Raw genomic sequence first — 23,726 nt, forward strand, 5'->3', positions numbered from 1 at the left:
AAGCCGAACCAAGTTGTCTCCCGCGCGGTTCATGATTGGTCAACAGCAGCGGGAACGAGCAGAAAGTGCAACAAAACGCTGCAGAAAGTCCTATCAGCCCCTGTCGGCGCGGCCCATGATCTACGTCAACCCGCACCGGCACTGGCTCAGGGTTGGACGTATCGTGCTGTGCAAATGTCACGCGCGCGCCGGGTAAAGGCTGGCAGCTGTTAGAGATCTGTACACGCCGGCCTGCTATGCTGAGCGAGGATTCACCTCAAGTCACCTATGCTGCTGGAATTGCGCGCGGAAAACTATGCGGTGATCGACCACGCGGTCGCCGTTTTCGGGCCGGGCCTGAACCTGCTGACAGGCGAAACAGGCGCCGGAAAATCCATCCTTGTCGATGCACTCGCCCTGCTGCTCGGCAGCAAGGCTTCGAGCGACGTCGTCCGCCATGGAGCGGATCGCGCCGTCGTCTCCTGTGTCTTTGAAAGCACCCCCGCAGCCGAGGCCGTCCTTGAGGCCAACGGCATCGATGCGGAGGGCGCCGAAATCATCCTGCGCCGCGAAATCCTCGAAAGCGGCAAAGCGCGGGTCTACGTGAACAACCAGCCGGCCACGGTAGCGGTGCTCCGCCAGCTCGCGCCGGAGCTCGCCCTGGTACATGCGCAGAGCGAGACCATGGGAGCGTTCGACCAGATGCAGCAGCGTCTGCTGCTCGACCGCTACGGCGTCATCAGCACCGATGCGGTCTCCGCCGCCCACACCCGCTGGCGCGAAACTCTCACCCGCCTCGAAGAGCTCGAACGCGATGAGCAGGACCGCCTGAAGATGCTCGACCTCTGGAGCTTCCAGGCCAACGAAATCGAAGGCGTGAAGCCCGAGGCCGGCGAGGATGCAGCCCTCGAAACCGAGCGCCGCGTGCTCTCCAATGCCGAGAAGCTCTACGCCGCTTCCATGAGCGCCTACGACCTGCTCTACGACGGCACAGGCTCGGCCGAGGCCACGCTGCGGGCCGCGCTCAAGCAGGTGGAAGAGCTGGCACGCTACGACGCCAAGTTCAGCGAAGCCGCCCAGCAGCTCACCTCAACGCTCGCAGTCGTCGAAGACGTGGGCGCTACCGTGCGCGATTACGCCGAAGGCATTCAGGCCTCGCCCGAGCGTCTGGCCGAGATCGAAGACCGCCTTGCGGCGCTCGACAGGCTCAAGCGCAAGTACGGGACAACACTCGCAGACGTCATTGCCTACGGCGAAGAGGCACGCCGCAGGCTCGACGAGATCGAGAACCGCGACGAAATCCTCAAGACTCTCCGCGAACAGCTCGCCCGCGAGGCCGCTGCCTATCGCAAGGCGGCCGCTGCCCTGCAGCAGGAACGCGCCGGCGCAGCAAAGCAGCTCGAAAAGCTTGCCGAGGCACAGATCAACGATCTCGCCATGCGCGTCCGCTTCTCCATCGCCGTAACCGCGGATGAGAGCGAAGCCACGTGGTCCGCGCACGGCTGGGACACGGTCTCCTACCGCATCGCCACCAACGCCGGCGAACCGCTCAAGCCCCTCGAAGAAGTGGCCTCCGGCGGCGAAATGTCACGCGTGCTGCTGGCGCTCAAGGTCAGCGTGGAAGAAGGCGCGGCGCGCGGCAAAAAGAAGACGCAGGTCCCGCGCACGCTGGTCTTTGACGAAATCGATATCGGCATCGGTGGCCGCGCCGCGGAGGCTGTCGGCCAGAAGCTCAAAGCGCTCTCGCGCGCGCAGCAGGTGCTCTGCGTTACCCACCTGCCGCAGATTGCCGCCTTCGCCGACCAGCACTTCCTCATCGAGAAGCAGGAGAAGCAGGGCCGCACGCGGACCTCGGTACGCCTGATCGGCACCACCGAACGCACGGAAGAGATCGCCCGCATGCTCAGCGGCGCGACCCTCACCGACACTTCCATCAAGCACGCCGAACAGATGCTCAAAGCCAGCCGGGACTAACTGCTGCCCGCAGGGCGAATCGCCTTCGGCCTCCGCCTACAAACCCTGTCATTCCGAGCGAAGCGACCGCAGGGAGCGGAGCGGAGGAACCTGCAGTTCTCTCCAAGAGCGAGGATGCGACGGTGGCCCATTCAAGCCCGAAGTTGGCTTGAGTGGGGAAGCACGGGCCTCTCCCTCCTACCGGAACAGGCGCAGTGGAGGACCCGCAGTTCCCTTCACCAGAGAAGAAGAGTGTGCCCAGTCCAGGCTTTGCCTGGGCGGGAGGAAACACACGCCGATCGCGACCAAAAGTGCGCCAACAAGCCAAAGCATCTGCAAAAAACGCCACGCAGAACAATTAGCCCTTCGGATAAATCTCCGCGATCTTCGCCGCGCGCAGCATCATCATCTGCGCGGCCATGTCATGCAGCAGATAGAGATCGCGGCGGCGCGTCCATGCCTGTCCGGATTCGGCGTCATACTCCACCGGCAGCGGCACTTCCTTTGCCACCCACGCATCCATACCCCGCGCACGCGACGTGAGCACGCAACGTTTCGCATGATCGCGATGTCCAATCACCGTCACTGGTCCAAGAGCGGTAACACCACCGGCCTTTTTCACCACGGCCTCGGCCACGCCGTCGGTGCTGAGATAAGTCACCGTGCCATCCGGTGCGACCACCGGCTCGATGCTCACCACGTCCTTCAGGCCATGCTTCACGACGAGGAAATGCGCGATCTCCCACTGCGCATACACAGGCGTGCCGGGCGCCATCAGCGCACGCACGCGAACCACGGCCTCCGCAAGCGCCTCGTTCACCGGGCCAGGCTCCGGCTGCGCCTTTGGGTCGGACGTGAGCCGGTTGCCGAAGCTGTACGCAACCACTGCGCGCAACTCCTTAGCTGGACGCATCGGCGGTGTCCACTCGAAGCCGACATCGAAGATGGAAGGGGCAAGCTCCGCAGCGACAGAAGCATCCCCCAACTCCTGCGCAAGCTTCTGCCGCATGCGGGAAACAAGCTCGGTATCGGGCATGCCTTGAGGAGAAGCATCCTGCGCATGCATGGCAGTGGGAAGCACAGTAGCAGAGAGGGCAAGCGAGCGGGTAAGGAATTTACGGCGGTCGACCATCCCTTCATTCTGACGGGGGCAGGTCAACAGGATGTAACTCACAGGCAGATGCGGAGCGCATCCGCACTCCCCATCTGCCTGGCTTTAGTTCAACTGCGATTCGCTGGCCGGAGGAGGTGGTGGTGGCAGATCGGGTTTGCTGCTATCCGCAAGCGAGTAGATCACATTGATCTCCGTCTCAACTTCGACTGGCTCTCCGTTCAGCAGAAACGGCTTGTAGAGCCATCCCTTGACTGCATCCAGTGCCGATTTCTGCAGGAGTTTCGGACCGGACTTCACCACCAATCCCTTTATCTTTCCGTCCTTACCGATCTCAGCCCCAAGCACCACCGTGCCCTGTACTCTTGCCTTCTTCGCTTCCGCCGGGTACTCCGGCTGCGCGCCACCGATCTTGTTCCCAGCGATCAAGCCGGAAGCTACTGCAATCTTCGTCGGATATTTTGTCGGCGTTCCCTCGTCGCTCTGCGCCGATACGGCATTCACGTGCATCCCCATCGCCAATGCCGATCCACAGACACCTACGCCCACCGTTGCGCAGGCAAGCATCACCGCCAGTCGCCTGGCTCCCCGCATCTCACCCTGCTTTGCTGTCAGCTTCATAAGTCTCCTTTCGAGAACGTTGGCATCGAAGAGGCCGATGGCGTGGGGGACGGGCAGAGGCATGCCTTCGAGCAACACGGCAGCCAGCCGCAGCAGAGATCGCGCATAGGCCTTCGGCCCGGTCATCTCCGCCGCAAGCTGGTCGCAGACCATCTCGCGGCTCTCCATGACCCGCGCGCGGGTGAGCGCAGAGAGCGGGTGATAGCTCGCCGGCAGCGCCAGCACCTGCAGAACCAGGTTCGCCAGGTAGTCCCGCCGCCGAAGGTGCGCGCACTCATGCGCCAGCGCCGCCTGCAGATCGTCCTCCGGCAAACCGGCCAACATATCTCCCGGCATCAGCACGATTCTGCGCATGGCGCCCATCGCCATCGGTCCCGGGACATCCGGCGAAACCCGGATCGAAGCATCCGCGACACCGAAGTGTTTCGAGCACCGCGCCCACACGGAGGCCGCCTCGCCCGGCAGCTGCTCCACCGGCATGGCCGATCGCAGGATTCGCGCCGCACGCAGCCAGCTCAAGAGAAAGCGCGCCGCGAACCATACCGAGATCAGCACATACGCGGCGGCAACGATGGTGAGCAGCATGGCAGAGATCGGCATGCGGTTCCCTGCCATCCCTGGCTCCATCACCACCGCGACCCCGGAACCTCCGGAGGCATGCGCATGAAAACGCCATGCCATCAGATGACGCAGCCACGGTTCCCACCAGCCTGCCCCTGAAACAGTTGAGGAAATCGCCGAGCAGGCGGGCAGGACACTCTGGAGGATCAGCACCGCTACCCACACTGCATGCTCCATCGCTGCACCCACACGCCGCGCCAGCCGCGCCGCCACCCATCCTGCACCCAGCAGCAGAGGCACCTGCCAGAGCGAGTTCAACAGATACGTCAAGACCCAGGACTCAGCACTCTTCATTGCCCCTCCTTCCCGCCACCCGGCTTCTCAACACCGGGCTCGTCATCGAGCTCGCGATGGAAGCGCTCCGTCAGTTCGGCCAGCTTCTTTGCATCGATCTGCCGATTCTTGAGCAGGCTCATCACCAACTCCTCGCTCGATCCGCCGAACATGCGGTCCACCAGGTCGCGCACGCTCTGGCCGAGCGCCTTGTTCTCGGTCACCCGCGCCGAGTAGACATAGGCACGGCCCTCGAGCTCGCGCTTGAGCTTGCCTTTGCGCTCCAGGATGTTCAGCATCGTCTGCACCGTGGTGTAAGCCAGCGGAGGCTCCAGCTCCGCCTGCACCGCGCTCACCGTGCACGCGCCCAGCCGCCAGATCACCTGCATGATCCGCAGTTCCAGCCGCGTCAGCTCCACCTTCTTCACGCCGTTCTTCGAGTCGCTCGCCACGCTTCCTCCTAATTCATTAGGACACTAGGCCCGCACATTCAGCCCTGTCAACTAAATTCTTAGGACTTCATTCCTCGGAGATCCGGTGCGTCACTTCCCCGCTCTCGGCAAAGCGTGAAGAAGCGCGATTTTCATCGATCCCCCGATGATTTTTCACCCCCGGATTGCCCTGCTATACTTCTGAGTTGCGGGAGTAGCTCCAAAGCAGCAATGTTTTCCAGCACTTCGCGGCAAAAATCAATCCACACAGACTCCTGAGGTCCCTATGTCCGGCCATTCCAAATGGGCGACAATCAAGCACAAGAAGGGCGCACTGGACGCCAAGCGCGGCAAGATCTTTACCCGCCTGATCAAGGAAATCACCATCGCGGCGCGTGCCGGCGGCGGCGATCCGGATGGCAATCCCCGTCTGCGTACGGCTATTGCCGCAGCCAAGGCCGAGAACATGCCGGCCGACAACATCAAGCGCGGCATCCAGCGCGGCACCGGTGAAATCCCCGGCCTGCAGTACGAGGAAATATCCTTCGAGGGCTACGGCCCCGGCGGCGTGGCCGTCATCGTGGACTGCACCACCGATAACCGTAATCGCGCGGTCAGCGAAATCCGTCACGCCTTCTCGAAGAACGGCGGCAACCTGGGCGAGCCGAACTCGGTCCGCTTCATGTTCTCGAAGAAGGGTGTCATCGCCATCGCAAAGGAAGCGGCCAACGAAGAGCAGCTGATGAACATCGTGCTCGAAGCCGGCGGCGACGACCTGAACGACGAAGGCGAAAACTGGGAGATCATTACCGATCCCTCGGCCTACGAAGCTGTCTCCGAAGCGGTGAAGGCTGCCAAGATCGAGACCGTGATGTCCGAGGTGACCATGATCGCCTCGACTTACACCAAGCTCGAAGGCGCACCCGCCGCTCAGATGCTTCGCCTGCTCGATGCGCTCGAAGATCACGACGACGTGCAGAACGTCTACTCGAACTTCGACATGGACGCCAACCAGCTCGAGGAGATCGCCGGCTAACCTCGCGGTTACCGGAAGGGTCAGAGAAGTGGGCCGCCGCTCAGGCGGCCTCGCTTTTGCGGGCAACGCCGGAGGCTACACAGGCCGGCAGAATTTTGTTTCAAGAGGGAAGATACGATTCGGATGCGGATGCAATGGATGTGTGCCCTGGGAGCAGCGCTACTGGCTGCGACCACGCTGAATGCGCAGAATGCGACCGGACAGAGCCAGACGGAGCACCAGGTACTGGAAACCGACGCACCAGCCAAGGCGGCCATGGCGTCGCTCCCGTGGGAGTTCGGCCCATTCCTGCAAGGTGGCCTGGGCGAAGGTGACCGCGATGACTTCAAGTTTCTTTCCGGCGGTGTGCGCCTCGGCAAGGTTCTGACCGACCCACACCTGGGCACCATCTTCCGCGGCCAGTTCGAATATGCCGGTGAGATCATGCCCTACTGGCAGTCCTTCACGCCGGCTCCGTATTCGGCACTGACCAAGATCTACAGCCAGACCGGCACCTACCTCGGGTCGGAGATCCTCCCCTACGGCGGCGGCACCTATACCGGTGTCAGCATCACGCCCATCATCCTGCGCTGGAATTTCACCCCGACGAAGAAGATCATTCCTTTCATCCAGGGTGCGGGCGGACTGGTTTACACCACCCACAAGTTTCCGCCGGACATCCTCGTCGAGCACGGCACCTCGGGCGGCACCAGTGTCTTCAACTTCACGCCCCAGTTCGGCGTCGGCTTCCATTACTTCGTGAAGCCCGGCCAGGCGATCGATTTCGCGGCCAATGCCATCCATATCTCGAGCGCCTCGCTCGGCGATCGCAACCCCGGCGTCAACGCCAGCGTGCAGTTCCAGATCGGTTACTCCTGGTGGAAAAAGTAGGGAGCCATCGGATCGGGGATGGGTGTAGCGTATACACCGCATCCCCGGGCCCATCCGGTATCTTTCTGTTAGCGTGACGCCACTCCTGCCTATGTCCGAACCCCTGATCGAATGCGTACCGAATTTTTCCGAGGGTCAGCGTCCCGAGGTTGTTGAGGCCATCGTCGCAGCCATGCGGGTCGACGGCGTTTCCCTGCTGGACTACTCGCGCGACTCGGACCATAACCGCTCGGTCGTGACCATCGTTGGACCGCCCGCGGCCGTCATCGAATCCGCCGTGCGCGGAGCAGGCAGGGCGGCGGAGTTGATCGACCTCACTCTGCAGGAAGGCGTGCATCCCCGTATCGGCGCGGCCGACGTGATCCCCTTCGTGCCCGTGCGCGACATCTCGCTCGAACACTGCGTGCTCTTCGCCCGGCAGGCCGGCCAGCTGCTCTGGAACCGCTACGGCATTCCGGTTTATTTCTATGAGGCCGCCGCTGCCCGCCCGGACCGCGCGCTGCTCGAAGACGTGCGCCGGGGGCAGTTCGAAGGGCTTCGGGACGCGGTGCATCGCGAAGCGGCACGCCGTCCCGATGTGGGAGGACCGGACCTTCACCCCACCGCCGGAGCCTCGGCCGTAGGCGCCCGCCGCTTCCTGATCGCCTACAATCTGTACTTGAAGACCGCGGACGTCGCCAAGGCCCGCGCCATTGCCCGCGAAATTCGGGCCTCGGGCGGCGGCCTCACCGGCATCAAGGCGATGGGCGTTCTGGCGCATGGCGAGGCGCAGATTTCGATGAACATCACCGACTTCCGCCAGACCCCGGTCAGCGAAGTCTACCGCGCCGTCCGGGACAAGGCTGCCCGTTTCGGAGTGGAAATTGGCCGCGGAGAATTGATCGGGCTCATTCCCGAAGCCGCCGCTGAGCAGGAAAGTGAGTGGATGCGTCTTTTCCATGAGTTCGATCCGGAAGAGAAAATTCTGGAACGCAAACTCCGGCATCCGCGACCCTGGCCGGAACAACCGGCGGGGTTACGAGTCTAAGATAGAAGCGCGGACTCCAGAAACGCGCCACCGTCTACACCTGCAAAGGCAGGAATGGTTTTGAAGAGGTCGGGCGAAGTGCTGAGTGAAGGACCGCCGGCCGAAAGGATAAAGCAATGAGGCTAGATAAGCAGATGAAACGTCTTGCAATGGCAGCGCTTCTGGCAGTGGGCACGACCGTGCTCGCGCCGATGGCGGCCCACGCCGCGCAGCTGGATAACGATGCGCGCTCCGTAATTCCCAAGAACATCCAGCAGATCATCGTCGTCGATTACCGCGCCATGCAGAACTCGCAGGCGGCCATGGATCTGAAGGCGCGCGTACTGCCGCCGCCGCTCAAGCAACTCGAAGAAGCGATGAAGAACTCGGGCTTCAATGAGAATCATGACGTCGAAGAGCTGGCGTTTGCCGCCTTCCGTGTCAGCGATCAGGATACGAAGACCGTTGGCATCGCCCAGGGGCAGTTCGATCTCTCCAGCATCATGGCCAACATCAAGAAGAGCAAGGTCAAGCCGCAGGTCATCCGCGACAACAAGCTCTACCCGATGGGCAAGAGCGGCATGCTGGTCGTCTTCCTGAATCCGACGACGCTGGTCTTCGGCTCAAGCGACGCGCTCAAGATCGCCATGGACGTCCGCGATGGCCTCGCGCCGGGCCTGCTCAACAATGCCAACATGCTGCAGCAGATGACCTCGGTCGACACCGAGCCGCTCTGGAGCATCATGGATGACAAGGGCACCCAGTACATGATGCACGGCCTGCTTGGCGAAGCTTCGCAGCTCACCGACTACGATTCCATCAAGAAGCGTCTGCTCGGCTCGCGCTACACGATGAACTTCCAGAACGGTGTGAAGTTCAACCTCGTCGTCTCGACGCCGGATACCTTCACCGCGGCCACTATGTCTTCGCTGTTGAATGCGGCGGCGATGTACAAGAAGGTGAGCGGCACGGCGGTCGAGAAGTCGGCCATCGACGACACCACCATCGATTCGAGCGCAGGCGACCTCGAAGTCAGCTTCGCGGCTTCCGACAGCCAGTTCTCTACCCTGCTGCAATCGCCGCTCTTCCACTCGGTGGTTCAGTAGTCATTCTGTAAAGGACACACGCAAAAAAGGCTCCCCGCATGGGGAGCCTTTTTTGTAGCTGGCCGGGCCTGCGCTACGGTTGAGAGGCGAGCGCATTTCCTCCCGAGGCATTTAGCCGCCTCCAGTCTTCTTCCTTGCGCGCGGTCTCGCGATCGTTCGCCTGCCGCAGAGACTGGTACTGTTCGAGCGCTGCCCGCGCCTGCTCCGGCTGATTGGTTTTGCGATAGAGCTGTCCCAGCTCATACCATGCCCGGCGCTGCACCTCACCCTCGACCTGCGTCGCCCGCTTGAGCGCCGCTTCTGCCTGCGCATTCTCTCCCTCCGTCGCAAGGCCACGGCCGAGATAATAATCTGCCACGGTGGGATGCCCGTAGAGCTTCACCACCTGCTCAAGCAGCGGCACGCCGGTCTTTTCTTCGCCGCGATCCACGCGGATGCTGCCCAGGTTGTACATCGCCACCGGATTACCCGGTGTCAGCTCGAGCTGCTGTGCGTAGGCTTTCTCCGCAAGCTCCGTGGCGCCCGTCTTGCGATATTCATCGCCCAGCTCTTCGTAGAGATCCGCCTGCTTCGGAGCCAGCTTGATCGCCGCGAGAAACTCGTCGATCGCCTGCTGCTGATGCTCGCCTTCATCGGCGATCTGCGCCTTCAGCCGATGCACCCGCCACGATCCCGGATCGAGCTGGTAGAGCGTGGCATAACTCGCCCGCGCCACCTGCATGTGCGCCTGTCCGCGATAGTCGAGGATGTTTTCATCCTTCGGCGACAGTTCCGCTGCATGATCGAGCGGCGCGGTCGCCAGCTCGGGATGTCCCGTGCTCAGCTCCACGATTCCCATCCACAAATTCGCTTCGACCGAGTTGGGATTCGCCGCAATCGCCTTTTGCAGATGCACGACAGCCTCATCGGCATGATTGGTCTGGTAGTACGCGATGCCGAGAAAGAGATCCGCACCCGGAGCATTCGCATCCAGATCCAGCGCCTTGTTCAGCGATGCAATCGCATCGGGCAGCTTGCCTTCACGAAGCTGTGCAAGTCCCAGGTCGAGAAACCCCGGCGCAAAGCTGGCATCCATCTCCGTAGTGCGGCGAAAGAGCTGTTCCGCCTGATCGGGATGGCCGGCCTTCATCGCCGCGATGCCATCACGATACGTGGATTGCAGCTGGTCGCCCTGCGCCTGGGATAATGCGTGCGGAAGACAAACAAAGGCCGCTGCGCACAGGAAAGACGCACGGCAAAAGACACGGAAAGCGCTTGCTCGCATGTTGCCGTGAACGTTATTGGATCGCCGCCACAAACGTCAATGCGCCGGCCCATGAAGCATGAGGCCGGCGCATTGCGATTCGTTCGACTACGGTTTTAATTCGATTGTGAGGAGAAGCTCGTCAGCTGCGGCTTGACCACAGCCGGGTCGCCCACCACCACCAGCGTCATGCCATCCACCTTCAGATACTTCTTCGCCGTCTCCTGCACCTGCTCAGGCGTCACCGCATTGATGCGGTCGACATAGCCAGTGAGGTAGGAGTCGTTGAGGTGGTGGAAATCCACAAAGTTGAGGTTCGACAGAATGCCCTGACGCGAGGAGTTTCGCAGGATGAAGACACCATCCTCGTAGCGCTGGATGTTCTGCACTTCGGTCGCAGATGGCGGCTCGTCCTGCAGCCGCTTAATCTCTTTCTGAATTTCGGTGATCGCCGGGCCGGTCGACGCAGTGGTGATCGCCGCATTCTCCGCCCAGATATTCGTCCCGTATCCCTGCGAGAGCGAGCTGTGTGGCGAATAGGTATAGCCCTTCTGCTCGCGGATATTTGCGGTGATACGCGAACCGAACGAGCCGCCGAGCAGCGAGTTCATCACCTGCAGCTGCGTCGTATCCGGCGAGCTGACATCGGCCACCGGAATGCCGTAGATTACATTGCTCTGCGCCGCGCCCGGCTGATCGATGAACGCAAAGTGCGCGCCCTCCGCCGCATGCTGATCGGCCCACGCGACCGCGGGCCCGCGATCCCACGCCTTGAAGGCTTTGTCGATCGCGGTACGTACGGCCTTCTCATCGAAGTGACCGACCACGTAAATCGTCGTGCGCTGGGCGCCGAAATTTGCCTTGTAGAAACCGCGCACATCGTCGAGGGTGTAGCTCTTCAGCTCCTCCTCGGTGGCAAGCAGGCGGCCATACGCCTGGTCGCCATACAGGATCTGCGCGAACTTCTGCTGCCCGAGAAAGCCGGGATTCGCCAGCGCCGTCGCACGCTGACGCAGCGCATCGGCACGGTGCCGCTCGAGATCCTTCGCGGGGAACGCCGGGTGCTCGATGACGTCCGCGAGCAGCCCGACAGCATCGGCCGCGTTACTGCTGAGAACGTCCATCGCAAACGACGATTGATAGGTACCGCCGCTCACGGACAGAGTCGAGCCCATATCTCCGGACCTCTGCGCGATCTGCTCGCCGGTCAGGCTGGTGGTGCCTTCGCTCGTCAGCTCCGCGGTCAACACGGACAGGTTGGTATGCTGCGGATCTTCGTTCACCTTGCCCGCGGCCACTTCGATCGTGATAGACACTTTCGGCACAGTGCCATATTCGAGCAGGTTCACCGTCAGGCCGTTGGGCAACGTGTAGCGCGTGCGCGGCGCAAGGTGAAAGGGCCGCGCGGGAGCAGGCGCGGGCGGTTGTTCTTTCACATGGGCAGGAGCCGCATCCTGCGCAATGGCAAAGGGCAGTACCGGTGCGGCAAGTATGGCCAGCGAAAGCGGAAGAGTCAGAGCGCGAACGTGCATCAGTTGCCTCCCTTGGCGCCTGCGGGTGCGGCGGCCGGCTTCGCAACGGTGACTTCAAGGACCGTGCGGTTCTGGGGACGGAGATACTTCGCAGCCGTGGCCTGCAGATCGGCCGGCGTCAGCTTGTTGAAGTTCGCCACCAGCGCATTGATCTCACTGGGATCGTCATCGAAGAGCGCAAAGCTCGCCAGCAGATCCACCTTGCCGAGACCGAGATTTCCCTCGTCGTCATAAAGCGACGAGACCAGCTTGGTCTGTGCACGGCGCAGTGTCGCCTCGTCCACCGGCTTGTCGATCACTCCCTGCACCACCGTGTCGACTGCGCCCATGATCTGCGCCGACGACACAGTGTCGTCATGGATCAGGCTTCCGGTGAAGAGCATCGGTCCGCGATAGTCATACATGTTGCCCAGTTCGTTGATGCCGCCATCCACCGAGCTCGCGTAGCCATCCTTCTTCACCAGCTCCTGCACCAGCAGGCTGTCATCGCCCTGCAGCAGGATCTGGTTCAGCAGCCCCATCGCGTACCAGTCCTTACTCAGGCGCGGAGGCATGTGATAGGCAAAAGCCAGTGCAGGCTTCTTCGCCAGCTTGTCTTCGCGGCTGGCGTGCTTCTCCGCGGTCTGCTCCGGCTCGGTCAGATCCGGCAGCGGCGGAACATCGGCCGACGGGATCGATGCGAAATACTTCTGCACCCAGCTCTTCGCCTGCGCGGTGTCGAAGTCGCCCACCACCACCAGAACCGCGTTGTTCGGCGCGTAGTAGGTCTTGAAGAACTTCTTCACATCCTCGAGCGTCGCCGCCTGGATGTCGGCCAGATCACCATAGAAATTATGCGCGTTATACCAGTTGGTGTTCGCATACTGCGGTATGTCGAGCCAGGGGAAGCCGCCATACGGACGGTTGAGGACGTTCACCTTCACCTCGTTCGAGACGACGCCCTTCTGATTAGTGAGGTTCGCATCGGTGATGTCGAGACCGCGCATGCGGTCGGACTCCGCCCACAGCACCGTCTCCAGCGTATTCGAAGGCAGCACCTCGTAATAGTTGGTGAAGTCGAAGCGCGTCGAACCGTTCAGGATGCCGCCATTCTTCTGAATGAGCTGGATGAACTGCATCTTGCCCAGGTTCTGCGAGCCCTGGAACATCATGTGCTCGAAGAGATGCGCGAAGCCGGTGCGATCTCGCGGCTCGATGCGGAAACCGATCTGGTAGTAAACGCCCACGGCCACTGTCGGCGCGGTCGAGTCCTGTGAGAGAACAACCTTCAACCCGTTCGGCAGCTTGTAGTAGGTGTAAGGCACCTTCTCCGCAGTCGCCTGCGCGCCGGCTGTCGCCGCAACTGGTCCGGCGACGCTCAGACCCAGGACAGCAGCGGCTGCCCAGCTCTTCCAAAGCCTCATCGTGCGTGCTCCATTTCCTGTTGCTGAATGCTGTGCTACGAAGTGTACAGCCAGCTACGAATGTGCGAGCCGGGAAGTTCAGAAGCCCCAAGGATTTTGGTTCTCCACCGACGTCCTCACGGTGTAGAGTAAGTGGGCAGCTATATCGATTTAGCCCAAGGTTTGGCTAACCCGGAGTTTGGCGTGTTTCTTGGTTTGGATGTCGGAACAGGTGGCACCCGCGCGGTGCTGGTGGATGAACGTGGCCGTGTCGTGGCCTCGGCTTCAGAGGAGCATATTCCCTTCGCAAGTCCTCAGCCCGGCTGGGCCGAGCAGGACCCCGAAGACTGGTGGCGCGCCGCGCAGAAGGCCATCCGTGATGTGATCGCCACTGTGCCCGGCGTAGAGGTCGACGCTGTCGGCCTCACCGGCCAGATGCACGGGGCTGTCCTGCTCGATGCTCAGGGCGAGGTTCTGCGCCCTTCGCTCATCTGGTGCGATCAGCGCACCGATGCGCAGTGCGACTGGCTGCATGAAAAGTTCGGACGCGAGCATCTCATCGAGTTGACCGCCAATCCCGCCCTGCCCAACTTCACGCTGACCAAGCTGCTTTGGGTGAAGGAGCATGAGCCGGAGATCTTCGCAAAGACCGAGCACATCCTGTGCCCGAAAGACTACGTCCGCTTCCGCCTGACCGGTACCTATGCCATCGACGTACATGAGGCCTCGGGCACACTGCTGCTCGATGTCGCCAATCGCCGCTGGTCGAAAGAAGTCGCCCAGGGCGCTGGCATTCCTGAATCCTGGCTGCCGGAGCTCTTCGAATCGCCGGAGATCTGCGCGAAGGTTTCTCCGGAGGCCGCAGCCGTCACCGGCCTTACCGCCGGTACGCCGGTCGCTGCGGGCGCGGGAGACCAGGGCGCTGGCGCGGTCGGCATGGGTATCCTGCAGCCGGGCTCGGTCTCGGCCACCATCGGCACCTCGGGCGTGGTCTTCGCCGCGACCGCCGCGCCTACACGCGATCCGCTGGGCCGCATGCATACCTTCTGCCATGCTGTCCCCGGTCGTTGGCATGTAATGGGCGTGACGCAGGCCGCTGGCCTTTCGTTGCGCTGGCTGCGCGAAACCATCGCCTCCGGCGAATCCTACGACCAGCTCACCGCCGAAGCCGCAAAGATTGCTGCCGGCAGCGATGGCCTCCTCTGGACGCCTTACCTGCTCGGAGAGCGTACGCCGCATCTCGACTCCCAGGCACGCGCCGCCTTTGTCGGCATCACGGCCGGACACGGCCGCGGTCATCTCGTGCGCGCCGTGCTCGAAGGCGTAGCCTACTCGCTCAAGGACACCTTTACCCTCTTCTCCGAACTCGGCATCCCGGTCAAAGGCGTGCGTTTAGGCGGCGGCGGAGCCCGCAGCCCGCTCTGGCGTTCCGTGCAGGCCTCTGTCTACGGCTACCCGGTAGATGTGCTCACCGCCGAAGAGGGCGGAGCCTTTGGCGCTGCCCTGCTCGCAGGCGTCGGCGCAGGAGCATGGGCCGATACCGACGCAGCCTGCGCTGCCGCCATCGAGGTAGCAGAGCAGATTCAGCCCGACGCGGCCGCAGTTGCGCGGTATGCTGAAGGGTACAAGGGGTTCCGGCAGGTGTATCCGGCACTCCGCAACATCCGAGGCTGACCTGGATCCGGTGTGCGGCCGGCTCCTCCAGCCGCACACCGTTGGAATACAGGTAGCCCCCATGCTCAGCGAAATCGGCAAAATCGCTTCCCTCCTGCTCAGCCTCCTGTCCCTCGAGTCGCTGCTGGGAAGCGCCTTTCTGGTACCCGGAATGGGCTGGGAAGAACGGCTGATCCGCTCATTGAGCCGCGTGGTACTGGCAGGATGTGTCTGCTTTGCCAGCGGTCTTCTTTTTGAGCAGCGCATGCCGGGCCACGGTCCGGGCGCAGGCATTCTGCGCACCCTGCCGGTTCGCCTCTACCTTGCGGCGCTCATCGGCATGGCGATCCTGTTCCTGCTGGGCTGGTACCTCGATACCTATTACATCCCGACCACCTGGAAGTACCAGCCGTACTGAATCCCGGCCGCATTCCCGTCCCAATCCCGGATAATAACAAGGTAAACAATCGGGCCCGATTCTCGCGCCAGGCAATGGAGCGTGCAATCACACAAGCACGTGGGTGTACATTCTTCCTTCGCAGGAAAGAGTTGATTCCGGCTGGCTCCTTCTGCCTCACAGCCGATAAACAAGGATGGGAATGGAAGCAAGACGGCAGACCCTGGGCCGCGATCTCGGTAGACTCGCACTCCTCCTTATCTCCTCGGATGTAGCGGCCTCGATCATGAATCTGGGGAGCTGGCATTCTGGCGGGATTACGATCCTGTGGCCGACCAATGCCCTGCTCACCGCATACCTGCTTTGCGCACCGCGAAGCTGGAAGCGTATCGCCGCGTATCTCGCGCTGGCCTTCTGCATCGACTTCGCAGAAAACTTCGCGCTCTCCTGGCCCGTGGGCTCCTCGCTCTACTTCGCAGCCTGTAACACGCTCGAAGTCCTGCTGGCGTGGATGCTCATCTCCCGCGTGACCGGTCCACGCCCGGATCTCACCAAGTGGCGCCATTTCGCAGCCATGGTCGTCTTCGGCATGGGCGTCGCTTCCATCGCGGCCTCGCTGGCCTCGTCCGTCGTTTTCGCGAGCGGGCTTTCCTGGACCTCCATGGATCGGCTTATCACCATCCGGAACTGGTACCTGGCAGACGTCCTCGGTATGGCGACCGTCCTGCCGCCGTATCTCAGCTACAGGTTGAGGACCGGTGTCCGCCGCTACTCCCGGACTGAAGCAGCCGGGCTTTTCCTCCTCCTCGTCGCAGTGAGCATCGCGGTCTTCGCCCAGCAGCATTACCCCGTACTCTTTGCACTCACGCCCCTGTTGCTGCTGCTCGGTGTACGCATGGGACTCACCGGCTCCGCGCTCGGCTTGCTGACGGTCACCGTAATCAGCGGCGCCTTCACCTCCCATGGCCGCGGCCCCACGGCGCTGATCCCGGACGCGACGCTGGCGCATCGCGATCTCTTCCTCCAGTGCTTCATCGCACTGAACATGTTCACGCTCTATCTCGTGGATGTGGTGGTCGCCAACAGCCAGCGCCTTCAGCAGGACCTCAAAATCAATGAGGCCCGATTCCGCCTGCTCGCGGAATCTTCGCGAGACATCATCATCCTTTCCAATCTCAAGGGCATGCGCGACTATGTTTCCCCAGCCATCGTCGAATTGCTTGGCTGGACCCCGGAAGAACTGGTCGGCCGATCGTACCGGGAGTATATCCACCAGGACGATCTCGAGCGTTTCGATGAAAAGCTCGATGACCTCCGCGCAGGCAGACCGATCCGTTCCATTACCTACCGGCAACTGGCCAAGAACGGCAGCCACCACTGGATGGAATCCAATCCGCGCCTGCTTCTTGATCCCGCGACCGGCGAAGCGACCGGCTACGTCACCGTCGTGAGGGACATCACGGATCGCAAACGTGCAGAAGAAGAGCTGGCTCGCGCCTTCTCGCTTGTCGAAGAGCTCGCCAGCATCGACGGCCTCACCGGCCTCGCCAATCGACGCCGTTTCGACGAGGCGCTCGAGCGCGAATGGCATCGCGCAGTCAGAGATGCGAGCGAGATCGCGATCCTCATGCTCGATGTCGACCACTTCAAGCGCTACAACGATACGTATGGACACCTTTCCGGCGACGAATGCCTGCGCAAGGTGGCTGGCGCCATACGGCAATCCGCGAACCGCGCTACCGACCTCGCCGCACGCTATGGAGGAGAAGAGTTCGCGGTCATTCTGCCCGGCACAGGCTACGAGGGCGCCATCGATGTATGTACCGAAATCCTGAAAGCGGTGCGCCTTTGCGGCATCACGCACAGTGACAACCCCACAGGAGTCGCAACCCTGAGCGCAGGCTGCGCTGTGACCCGCGCAACCACGGAAGGCAACTACTACAGCCTGCTGCGCGCCGCCGACTCTGCTCTTTATGAGGCCAAGGCCAATGGGCGCAACCAGCTGAAAATGGCGGGATCAATCGAAATAGCCTGACGAAGAAGCCTTCTGGAAAGACAAAGCCCGCGCGGAGATTCTCCGTGCGGGCTTCACTTCGTTCCAGCCTGTTTGATTCGCTCAGGGCGAGCGCTACTGCACGCTCGCCACCAGCTGCTTGAGAGGCTCCAGCACCGTGAACCGCACCATGCCGATCGGCTCATTCGCGCCTTTCAGCAGCGCCTGCGCCTGATCTTTCCAGCCCGCGGGTGCGGCCTGCTTCGCGTCGAGATACTTCAGCGCATCCAGCCCGATCTGTCCCAGTTGACCGAACTGCTCCGCCTTTGGCGCAGCCTCCTGCAGCAACGGCGCCTTCATAAGCGGCGCAAGCTGCGGCGCAGTCTTCACCCACTGCTGGAACCAGGCTGTCAGCTGCGCATGTGCAGGAGAGTCTGCAGACGGATTCTTCAGATACTCGGCAACCGCCGCTTCCACTTCATGGCGTGAAGGCGGATCAGGCCGCACCGCGTCGATCAGGTGATCGAGCGGAGTCAGCTGCGTGGTGTGCTGCAGCTGGTAACGCTGGCTGAAGCTGACCGGCTGCAGGACATCGGCAAAGACCCGCAGCGGAGCGATCTGATCCGGTGTTGTGATCTCGGGAGCGGCCAGCTTGCGCAGCCCAATGTCCTCAGCCGCAAGATGCAGCAGACCGAAGTCCTCAAGCCGCACCGACTCCACCCACAGACGGCGATACATGTCGTCCACGTTGCTCACCGACTGCGGCGACCACAGGCGCTCTGCAACCACCGCGGCGCGCGGCCAGATGCGGGAGTCGATGCTGCGCGGTGAAAGATGCTCAGCCCACATCGCCGCCTCGCCGCCCAGAATGCGGGAAGCCTGCTCCGGCGTCAGATCACTGCCGGCAGGAATCGGATCGACCTTGTAATGCTCTTCCGCCGACTGGATCTGGTCGAGATAATAGCCCGCCGACAGAATGCCGCCGTTGCCAGCCTTCGCACTTGCTGCGAGCGAGTCAAAGCCGCGCCACGACTGGATGATGGCATCCTTGGGCAGAGTCGGCGTGAAGATCTCATCCCAGCCGATCATCTTCTTGTTGTTCTTCTTCAGAATCGGTAACAGTTTCTGGTTGAAATACGTCTGAAGCGCGGCCGTGTCCTTCAGGTCATGCGACTTCATGAACTCCTGGATGCGTGGATTGTTCTTCCACTGCACACCGTTGTTCTCGTCGCCGCCGATGTGAAAGTAAGGATCGGGAAAGAGCGCCGTCATCTCGCTGAGGAACTTATCGAGGAACTGGTAGGTCGACTCACGCGTGGGATCGAGCACCGGATCGAAGATCCCCATCTCGCGCGAAATCGCATACGGTCCCTGGTGATTGCCCTTCCCGTCCGTGCCGACGCCGCTCGCGAGATCGGGATAGCCCACCAGCCACGACATCGCATGCCCGGGAATGTCGAACTCCGGCACCACGCGAATACCGCGATCGCGCGCGTACGCAATCACCGAGCGCACCTGATCCTGCGTGTAGTAATCGCCATCCGAGCCCAGCTCCTGCAGCTTGGGAAAGACCTTGCTCTCGATGCGGAAACCCTGATCATCGCTCAGGTGCCAGTGAAAGACATTCATCTTCACCGCAGCCATGCCATCGAGCGTGCGATAGATCACGTCGATGGGGACGAAGTGGCGGCTCGAATCGATCATCAAACCGCGCCAGCGGAAGCGCGGCGCATCGTCAATCGTTACCGCAGGCAATTCCCATCCCGAACCCGAGGCCTGCACCAGCTGATACACCGTAGCCAGGCCGTGAATCGCGCCGACCACCGTGGCCGCATGCAGATGCAGTCCATTCGGAGTCACTTCAAGCGAGTAGGTCTCGTTCTCATCATCCGATTGAATCGCCTCGCCTGCGCCATCGACGCTTATCGTCAGTGTGGCCGAGCAGTTCCCTGCCGCCGTCGCAATCTGCAGGCCTGTTTCATTCTTCAGACGAACAAGAAAGCGGCTGACCGCGCGGTCAAGACGCCCGTCATGAAACTTGTCTTCGCAGGCAGTGAACTGCGTGCCCAGCGCGAGCGATCCGCTACCCACCGTGAGGTGTGCAGGCTGCGGCATCAGAGTGTTCACAAAGGTCGACGATTGCGCCTGAAGAGGAATGGAACCCATGGCAAGTCCTAGAAACATACCGGCAGAAAGACAACGATCCAACGCGCGCACACTACCTCCGCTTTGTCTGATGGAATGAGGCTTCTTTTGAGCAGGGACAGTATACCTGTCTAGACGAACACCTGATTTTCGCAAAACAAAGGGCGTGGCATCCAGCCACGCCCTTCGCAGAACCACTACTCTGCCTTCTTCTCATTGTTGCTGCGATCGTCATCCGGCAGCACATGATCCGGATCGACAAGCACCGAGGCGATCTTCTTGCCGTTGTCCGGAGCCCATACCAGCGTGCCCTTGGAGAGCCACGTCTCCACCGGCAGTTTCTCGCGCTCGCTCGTGCCGTCCGTGAACTTCACCTCGAAGGTCGCCGGAAGAACCAGTTGTCCGCGATTGCTGATCGTCACCTTGTTGTCCGCGATGCTGTCCACCGCAAGATCGAACTTCCAGTTGTTCAGGTACCAGCCACGCCAGAAGTACGACAGGTCTTCCCCGCCCTCGCTCTCGATCTCGCGGAAAAAGTCCGAAGGCGATGGGTGCTTGAACGCCCAGTCACGGATGTACTTGCGGAAGGCCCAGTCGAAGCGCTCGGGACCAAGAATCTGCTCCCGCAGCAGCACCATGCCGTACGCGCCTTTGAAGTAGCTCACAGGATGGCCAAGGTTTCCGGGATATCCATCCGCACGGCTCATCAGGGTTGGCGCATCCGGATTATCCAGCACCTTCAGAATCATGTCCGGCGGCTCACCGCCAGCGGAGTATTCCGAATCGCGCTTCGGCCCATACTTGCCGCCTGCGAATGTTGCTGATTCGTCGATGTCGATGAAGGTGTTGAAGCCCTCATCCATGAATGCGTGCCGTCGCTCGTTCGAGCCGACGATCATCGGGAACCAGTCGTGGCCAATCTCATGCGCCGTCACCCAGAAGAGAAAGGCACCGCTGTCCGGGATGCCATCGAAGACGATGCCCGGATACTCCATGCCCGTCGAGAAACCCGCCACGTTGATCGCCGCCGGCCAGGGGTACGGATACCACTGCTTCGAGAAGTGCTCGACCGTGTCCTTCACGTACTCGGTCGAATGCGCCCAAGCATCCTCGCCCTTGCTGTTTGGGCCAACGCTCTCCGGCGGATAAAAGCTCATCGCTAGAGAGGTCTTGCCGTCAGGAAGGTTGATACGTGCAGCATCCCACACAAAGACTGGCGAAGCCGACCACGCCACATCGCGCGTATGCTCCATGCGGAAATGCCACGTCAGATCGCCGGACTGCTTCGGACGGCTCGCGGGCGACGTCACCTCAGACGCACCGCGGATTACGACCGTCTTGTCGCTCTTCTTCGCTTCCTCGAATCTCTGTATCTCCGTCGGAGTGAGCACGTCCTTCGGATTTACCAGCTCACCCGAGCCCGCAACGATCATGTTCGCAGGCACGGTCACGAAGTAATCGATGTTGCCGTACTCAAGATAGAACTCGCTGCCGATATAAGGCAGCGTGTCCCAGCCACGAAGATCGTCATAGACGCACATGCGCGGAAACCACTGCGCCATGTCGTAGATGTCGCCCTTCGGCAGGTCACCGGGCTTGTCATCTACCGACCCAGTCGTCGTGCCCCACGATGTGCGCCCGCCCCACGGACCTGGAATCTGGTAGTGATAGTCGATACGGATGCGGATCTGGCCGCCATGCCCACGCAGCGCCTCAGGCAACCGCACCTGCAGGCGCGTATCGGAGACGACATAATCCACTTTCTCCGCCTTGCCCTGCGTCTCTATGGCCACGGAATCGAGCACGTATCCGTCCGTTGCGGGCTGCGGACCGTCCTCGGGCGCTGCATTGCGACGGCGCGGACGGCCGGAACCGTACATCTCGCGAGAACGCGAATCCTTGCGGTAGATGTTCTGGTCGAGCTGAATCCAAAGGCTCGGCAGCCCGTCCGGCGAATTATTTGTGTAGGTAATGATTTCGTGGGTGTGCAGCACCTTCGCTGACGTATCCAGCTGCGCGTGCAGCTCGTAGTCGGCCTCATTCTGCCAGTACGCCGGACCGGGCGCGCCGTTGCTCGAGCGATAGGCATTCACCGGATCGGGCAGCGTGAGCGGAGCAAAGGTCGTGCGCGGATCATACGAGTTCGCGCTCTGTGCAAGAGCCGGAAGGGCAAGACTGCACGCAGCAACGAAGAAGAGCGGAAGCGAGCGGCGATGCGGCATAAAAGCAGTTCTCTCTTTCTGCGGAAATAAAGTATCGGAGTGATGCATGTAGGCGATTACTGGCCACCATATTTCTTCAGCCATTGCAGCTCATCGCGAACCTTGATGTACCCGTGCCAGGGATTTTTATCGAGCGGGTGGTTTTCGCCCGGGAAGAGCAGCAACGTGTGTGGCACGTTCAGCCGTTGCAGCGCGCGCTCGAGCACCACCTGCTCGAAGTAGCTCACGCGAACGTCCGCGTTGCCTCCGACGATATGTGTCGGCGTCGTGACCTTATTCATCTGGAAGAGCGCGGCCTCGGACTGGTACAGCTCCGGCTTCTCCCACGGCGTACCCGAGAGATACCACGCATCGTCGTACGTGAGGTCATCATTGCCCCAGTTCGCCGCATGCTCCACCGCGCCCGCGCCCGTCACCGCAGCTTTGAAGCGCGTCGTCTGCGTAATGAGCCAGTTCGTCATATAGCCGCCGTAGCTGTAACCACCGATGGTCAGGCGATCGGGGTCCGCGATGCCGTCTTTCACCAGAGCATCCACGCCTGAAAGAATGTCGCGTCCCGGAGACGACACGAGATGCGGCTGGATCGCCAGCATGAAGGCGTCGCCATATCCTGTTGAGCCGCGATAGTTCGGACGGAAGACAAGCCATCCGTTTGCCGCCGCATACGTCGCCCAGTCATACCAGTCCGCGCCAAAGCGATCGCCATCCGCATCCTCCGGGCCACCATGAATCAATGTCAGCATCGGCAGATGCTTCGCACCCTTCTTGCCCGGCGGATAGATGAGCACGCCCTCCACGCTCGTTCCATCCGGAGACTTCCATCGATACGGCTCCCAGCTCACCTGCGCACGTTCATGGAAAACCGGATTGAATGCCGTCACAGCCTTCGCGCTGTTCAGCTCTCCGGGTTGAGAGGCAACAAAGACCTGCGTGGGATCGTTGATCGTCGAGTGTGTAAACAGCACCGCATCGCTGTTTCGCGCGGCCTCGAGGTGCGCATTGTTCCCCACATCGTTGAACACGGGCGTGAATTTGTCACCGTCAATGCGATAAATCTTCTGGTCCATGCCGGTGAGACCCGTGGCCAGCACCGCATCGTGCGAGGTCAGCGTGAAATCATCCCACGATCCCTGAAAATCCGACCCAAGACGAGTCGTCTTGCCCGAGGCCGTATCGATGGAATAGATCCGCCCCTGTACATCCTGGTACGGGCCCTCGATGGAGCCTCCTCCTGCGCGCACCGTGAAGAAGAGCCGGCTGCCTGCATGGTTCCACTTGAGGCTTCCCTCGATTCCCTGGTTATGCGTCAGCTGCCGCAATTCGCCGCCCTGCGCCGGGACCAGGTATATCTCGTAGTCCGCAGGATTCTCCTCGCGATGCGAGATCGGCCCCGATTCCACCGCGATCACATCGCCCTTGGGAGAAGGCGCAATCTCGTCGATCTCGAGCGTACTGTGGGCGATGGTCCTCGCATCGGGCGGCAGTGCAGGCTTGTCCGCATCGTCCTTCGCATGCGCTTCCGGGGCAAGCTGGCTGCGCTCCCGCGCCGCATCCACAGCGATCGAAAGCAGCAGGTCGCCGCGCTCCTGCTCGCGCCAGCGGATCACATCCTTCCACTCCGCCTTGTTGGCGTCTTCCTGATCCTTCGAGAGCGGTTCCGTCGCGGAGAACAGAACGCTCGCGCCATCGGCCGACCACGCAAGGGCGTGCGCATCCAGCTTGCCGGTATAGAGGGGAAAGGCCTCGCCGCCGTTCAGCGGAAGAATCCATACGCGGCTCGGCTCATCATCCTTACCCGCCGCATCATCGCTCTCGGCAGCCACAATTGGCCGATCCGACAGGAACGCCACGTAGCGGCCATCGGGCGACCACAAAGGCGAGGAGTCATGCCCGGAGTGCGTCAGCGACGTCAGCTTACCGGTCGCCTTCGACCACAGCCAGAGATCCTCGCGAAAGCGATTATGCTGCCAGTCCGGCACGCCCGTCGCGATCACCGCCGCACTGCCGTCCGGAGCGATCCGCGCATCGCGAATCTCCGTCGCATTCATGAATTCGTCCAGCGATATGGGGGCCTGGGCTCGAGCGACAAGCGGCAGAGACACCAGGGGCAGCAGCGAAAGCAGGCGAATGCTCTTCATGGCGGAATGGAAAC

The 23,726-nt window shown here is 61.7% G+C and carries 17 protein-coding genes; 8 read left to right on the top strand and 9 right to left on the bottom strand.

What is annotated here, in order from left to right; translation table 11 throughout:
- The first annotated feature begins 267 nt into the window (after positions 1-267).
- Entirely contained in the window at positions 268-1,953 is a 1,686-nt protein-coding gene (gene recN / locus QM649_RS04125; protein WP_415197748.1) for a DNA repair protein RecN, read from the top strand.
- Between the two features lie 337 nt (positions 1,954-2,290).
- Here the strand turns inward: recN and QM649_RS04130 are convergent, their stop codons facing one another.
- The 3 genes from QM649_RS04130 to QM649_RS04140 all read right to left on the bottom strand — a co-directional run bounded on the left by QM649_RS04130 (position 2,291) and on the right by QM649_RS04140 (position 5,010).
- Entirely contained in the window at positions 2,291-3,064 is a 774-nt protein-coding gene (locus QM649_RS04130; RefSeq protein WP_415197749.1) for a hypothetical protein, read from the bottom strand.
- Between the two features lie 84 nt (positions 3,065-3,148).
- Positions 3,149-4,579, bottom strand: a complete 1,431-nt coding sequence (locus tag QM649_RS04135; RefSeq protein WP_415197750.1) for a M56 family metallopeptidase — start codon at positions 4,577-4,579, stop codon at positions 3,149-3,151.
- Positions 4,576-5,010, bottom strand: coding sequence for a BlaI/MecI/CopY family transcriptional regulator (locus tag QM649_RS04140; protein ID WP_415197751.1), 435 nt, complete (start codon positions 5,008-5,010; stop codon positions 4,576-4,578). Before QM649_RS04140 ends, QM649_RS04135 begins: the two co-directional genes overlap by 4 nt.
- Positions 5,011-5,275: 265 nt before the next feature.
- Here QM649_RS04140 and QM649_RS04145 point away from each other — a divergent pair, with 265 nt between their 5' ends.
- From QM649_RS04145 to QM649_RS04160, 4 genes are all read left to right on the top strand, one after another.
- A complete protein-coding gene (locus QM649_RS04145) occupies positions 5,276-6,025 on the top strand; it encodes a YebC/PmpR family DNA-binding transcriptional regulator (protein ID WP_415197752.1) in 750 nt (249 codons plus the stop codon).
- A gap of 138 nt (positions 6,026-6,163) precedes the next feature.
- Entirely contained in the window at positions 6,164-6,895 is a 732-nt protein-coding gene (locus QM649_RS04150; protein WP_415197753.1) for an acyloxyacyl hydrolase, read from the top strand.
- Positions 6,896-6,986: 91 nt separating this feature from the next.
- The gene (gene ftcD, locus QM649_RS04155; RefSeq protein WP_415197754.1) at positions 6,987-7,922 is read left to right on the top strand and encodes a glutamate formimidoyltransferase; all 936 of its coding nucleotides are present in this window, start codon (positions 6,987-6,989) and stop codon (positions 7,920-7,922) included.
- Between the two features lie 134 nt (positions 7,923-8,056).
- Complete coding sequence (locus QM649_RS04160; RefSeq protein WP_415197755.1) at positions 8,057-9,007, top strand: hypothetical protein; 951 nt, start codon at positions 8,057-8,059, stop codon at positions 9,005-9,007.
- Between the two features lie 73 nt (positions 9,008-9,080).
- Here QM649_RS04160 and QM649_RS04165 read toward each other — a convergent pair whose 3' ends face one another.
- The 3 genes from QM649_RS04165 to QM649_RS04175 all read right to left on the bottom strand — a co-directional run bounded on the left by QM649_RS04165 (position 9,081) and on the right by QM649_RS04175 (position 13,185).
- Positions 9,081-10,271: a tetratricopeptide repeat protein gene (locus QM649_RS04165; protein ID WP_415197756.1), complete on the bottom strand. Its 1,191-nt coding sequence runs from the start codon at positions 10,269-10,271 to the stop codon at positions 9,081-9,083.
- A gap of 95 nt (positions 10,272-10,366) precedes the next feature.
- A complete protein-coding gene (locus tag QM649_RS04170) occupies positions 10,367-11,782 on the bottom strand; it encodes a M16 family metallopeptidase (protein ID WP_415197757.1) in 1,416 nt (471 codons plus the stop codon).
- Positions 11,782-13,185, bottom strand: a complete 1,404-nt coding sequence (locus tag QM649_RS04175) for a M16 family metallopeptidase (RefSeq protein ID WP_415197758.1) — start codon at positions 13,183-13,185, stop codon at positions 11,782-11,784. Before QM649_RS04175 ends, QM649_RS04170 begins: the two co-directional genes overlap by 1 nt.
- Before the next feature lie 183 nt (positions 13,186-13,368).
- On the opposite strand from QM649_RS04175, the gene xylB reads away from it, so the two are divergent.
- From xylB to QM649_RS04190, 3 genes are all read left to right on the top strand, one after another.
- Positions 13,369-14,838 (top strand): xylulokinase, encoded by a 1,470-nt coding sequence (gene xylB / locus QM649_RS04180; RefSeq protein WP_415197759.1) that lies wholly within the window; start codon positions 13,369-13,371, stop codon positions 14,836-14,838.
- Positions 14,839-14,899: 61 nt separating this feature from the next.
- The gene (locus QM649_RS04185; protein ID WP_415197760.1) at positions 14,900-15,235 is read left to right on the top strand and encodes a hypothetical protein; all 336 of its coding nucleotides are present in this window, start codon (positions 14,900-14,902) and stop codon (positions 15,233-15,235) included.
- A gap of 181 nt (positions 15,236-15,416) precedes the next feature.
- A complete protein-coding gene (locus tag QM649_RS04190) occupies positions 15,417-17,249 on the top strand; it encodes a diguanylate cyclase (RefSeq protein ID WP_415197761.1) in 1,833 nt (610 codons plus the stop codon).
- A 93-nt stretch (positions 17,250-17,342) separates the two neighbouring features.
- Here the strand turns inward: QM649_RS04190 and QM649_RS04195 are convergent, their stop codons facing one another.
- The 3 genes from QM649_RS04195 to QM649_RS04205 form a co-directional block, all read right to left on the bottom strand.
- Positions 17,343-19,373, bottom strand: a complete 2,031-nt coding sequence (locus tag QM649_RS04195; protein ID WP_415197762.1) for a beta-N-acetylhexosaminidase — start codon at positions 19,371-19,373, stop codon at positions 17,343-17,345.
- A gap of 176 nt (positions 19,374-19,549) precedes the next feature.
- Complete coding sequence (locus QM649_RS04200; protein ID WP_415197763.1) at positions 19,550-21,574, bottom strand: M1 family metallopeptidase; 2,025 nt, start codon at positions 21,572-21,574, stop codon at positions 19,550-19,552.
- A gap of 56 nt (positions 21,575-21,630) precedes the next feature.
- Positions 21,631-23,712, bottom strand: coding sequence for a S9 family peptidase (locus QM649_RS04205; protein WP_415197764.1), 2,082 nt, complete (start codon positions 23,710-23,712; stop codon positions 21,631-21,633).
- Between the last annotated feature and the right edge of the window lie 14 nt (positions 23,713-23,726).

It is taken from the genome of Silvibacterium sp., assembly GCF_047605705.1.
Taxonomy (GTDB): Bacteria; Acidobacteriota; Terriglobia; order Terriglobales; family Acidobacteriaceae; genus Silvibacterium.

What these genes read in the sequence shown, in the direction of transcription:
- QM649_RS04190 (WP_415197761.1), top strand. Translation starts at nt 15,417, where the DNA reads ATGGAAGCAAGACGGCAGACCCTGGGCCGCGATCTCGGTAGACTCGCA.
- QM649_RS04160 (WP_415197755.1), top strand. Translation starts at nt 8,057, where the DNA reads ATGAAACGTCTTGCAATGGCAGCGCTTCTGGCAGTGGGCACGACCGTG.
- QM649_RS04130 (WP_415197749.1), bottom strand. Translation starts at nt 3,064, where the DNA reads ATGGTCGACCGCCGTAAATTCCTTACCCGCTCGCTTGCCCTCTCTGCT.
- QM649_RS04205 (WP_415197764.1), bottom strand. Translation starts at nt 23,712, where the DNA reads ATGAAGAGCATTCGCCTGCTTTCGCTGCTGCCCCTGGTGTCTCTGCCG.
- QM649_RS04150 (WP_415197753.1), top strand. Translation starts at nt 6,164, where the DNA reads ATGTGTGCCCTGGGAGCAGCGCTACTGGCTGCGACCACGCTGAATGCG.
- ftcD (WP_415197754.1), top strand. Translation starts at nt 6,987, where the DNA reads ATGTCCGAACCCCTGATCGAATGCGTACCGAATTTTTCCGAGGGTCAG.
- QM649_RS04195 (WP_415197762.1), bottom strand. Translation starts at nt 19,373, where the DNA reads ATGGGTTCCATTCCTCTTCAGGCGCAATCGTCGACCTTTGTGAACACT.
- QM649_RS04185 (WP_415197760.1), top strand. Translation starts at nt 14,900, where the DNA reads ATGCTCAGCGAAATCGGCAAAATCGCTTCCCTCCTGCTCAGCCTCCTG.
- recN (WP_415197748.1), top strand. Translation starts at nt 268, where the DNA reads ATGCTGCTGGAATTGCGCGCGGAAAACTATGCGGTGATCGACCACGCG.
- QM649_RS04175 (WP_415197758.1), bottom strand. Translation starts at nt 13,185, where the DNA reads ATGAGGCTTTGGAAGAGCTGGGCAGCCGCTGCTGTCCTGGGTCTGAGC.
- QM649_RS04165 (WP_415197756.1), bottom strand. Translation starts at nt 10,271, where the DNA reads ATGCGAGCAAGCGCTTTCCGTGTCTTTTGCCGTGCGTCTTTCCTGTGC.
- QM649_RS04170 (WP_415197757.1), bottom strand. Translation starts at nt 11,782, where the DNA reads ATGCACGTTCGCGCTCTGACTCTTCCGCTTTCGCTGGCCATACTTGCC.
- QM649_RS04145 (WP_415197752.1), top strand. Translation starts at nt 5,276, where the DNA reads ATGTCCGGCCATTCCAAATGGGCGACAATCAAGCACAAGAAGGGCGCA.
- QM649_RS04135 (WP_415197750.1), bottom strand. Translation starts at nt 4,579, where the DNA reads ATGAAGAGTGCTGAGTCCTGGGTCTTGACGTATCTGTTGAACTCGCTC.
- QM649_RS04200 (WP_415197763.1), bottom strand. Translation starts at nt 21,574, where the DNA reads ATGCCGCATCGCCGCTCGCTTCCGCTCTTCTTCGTTGCTGCGTGCAGT.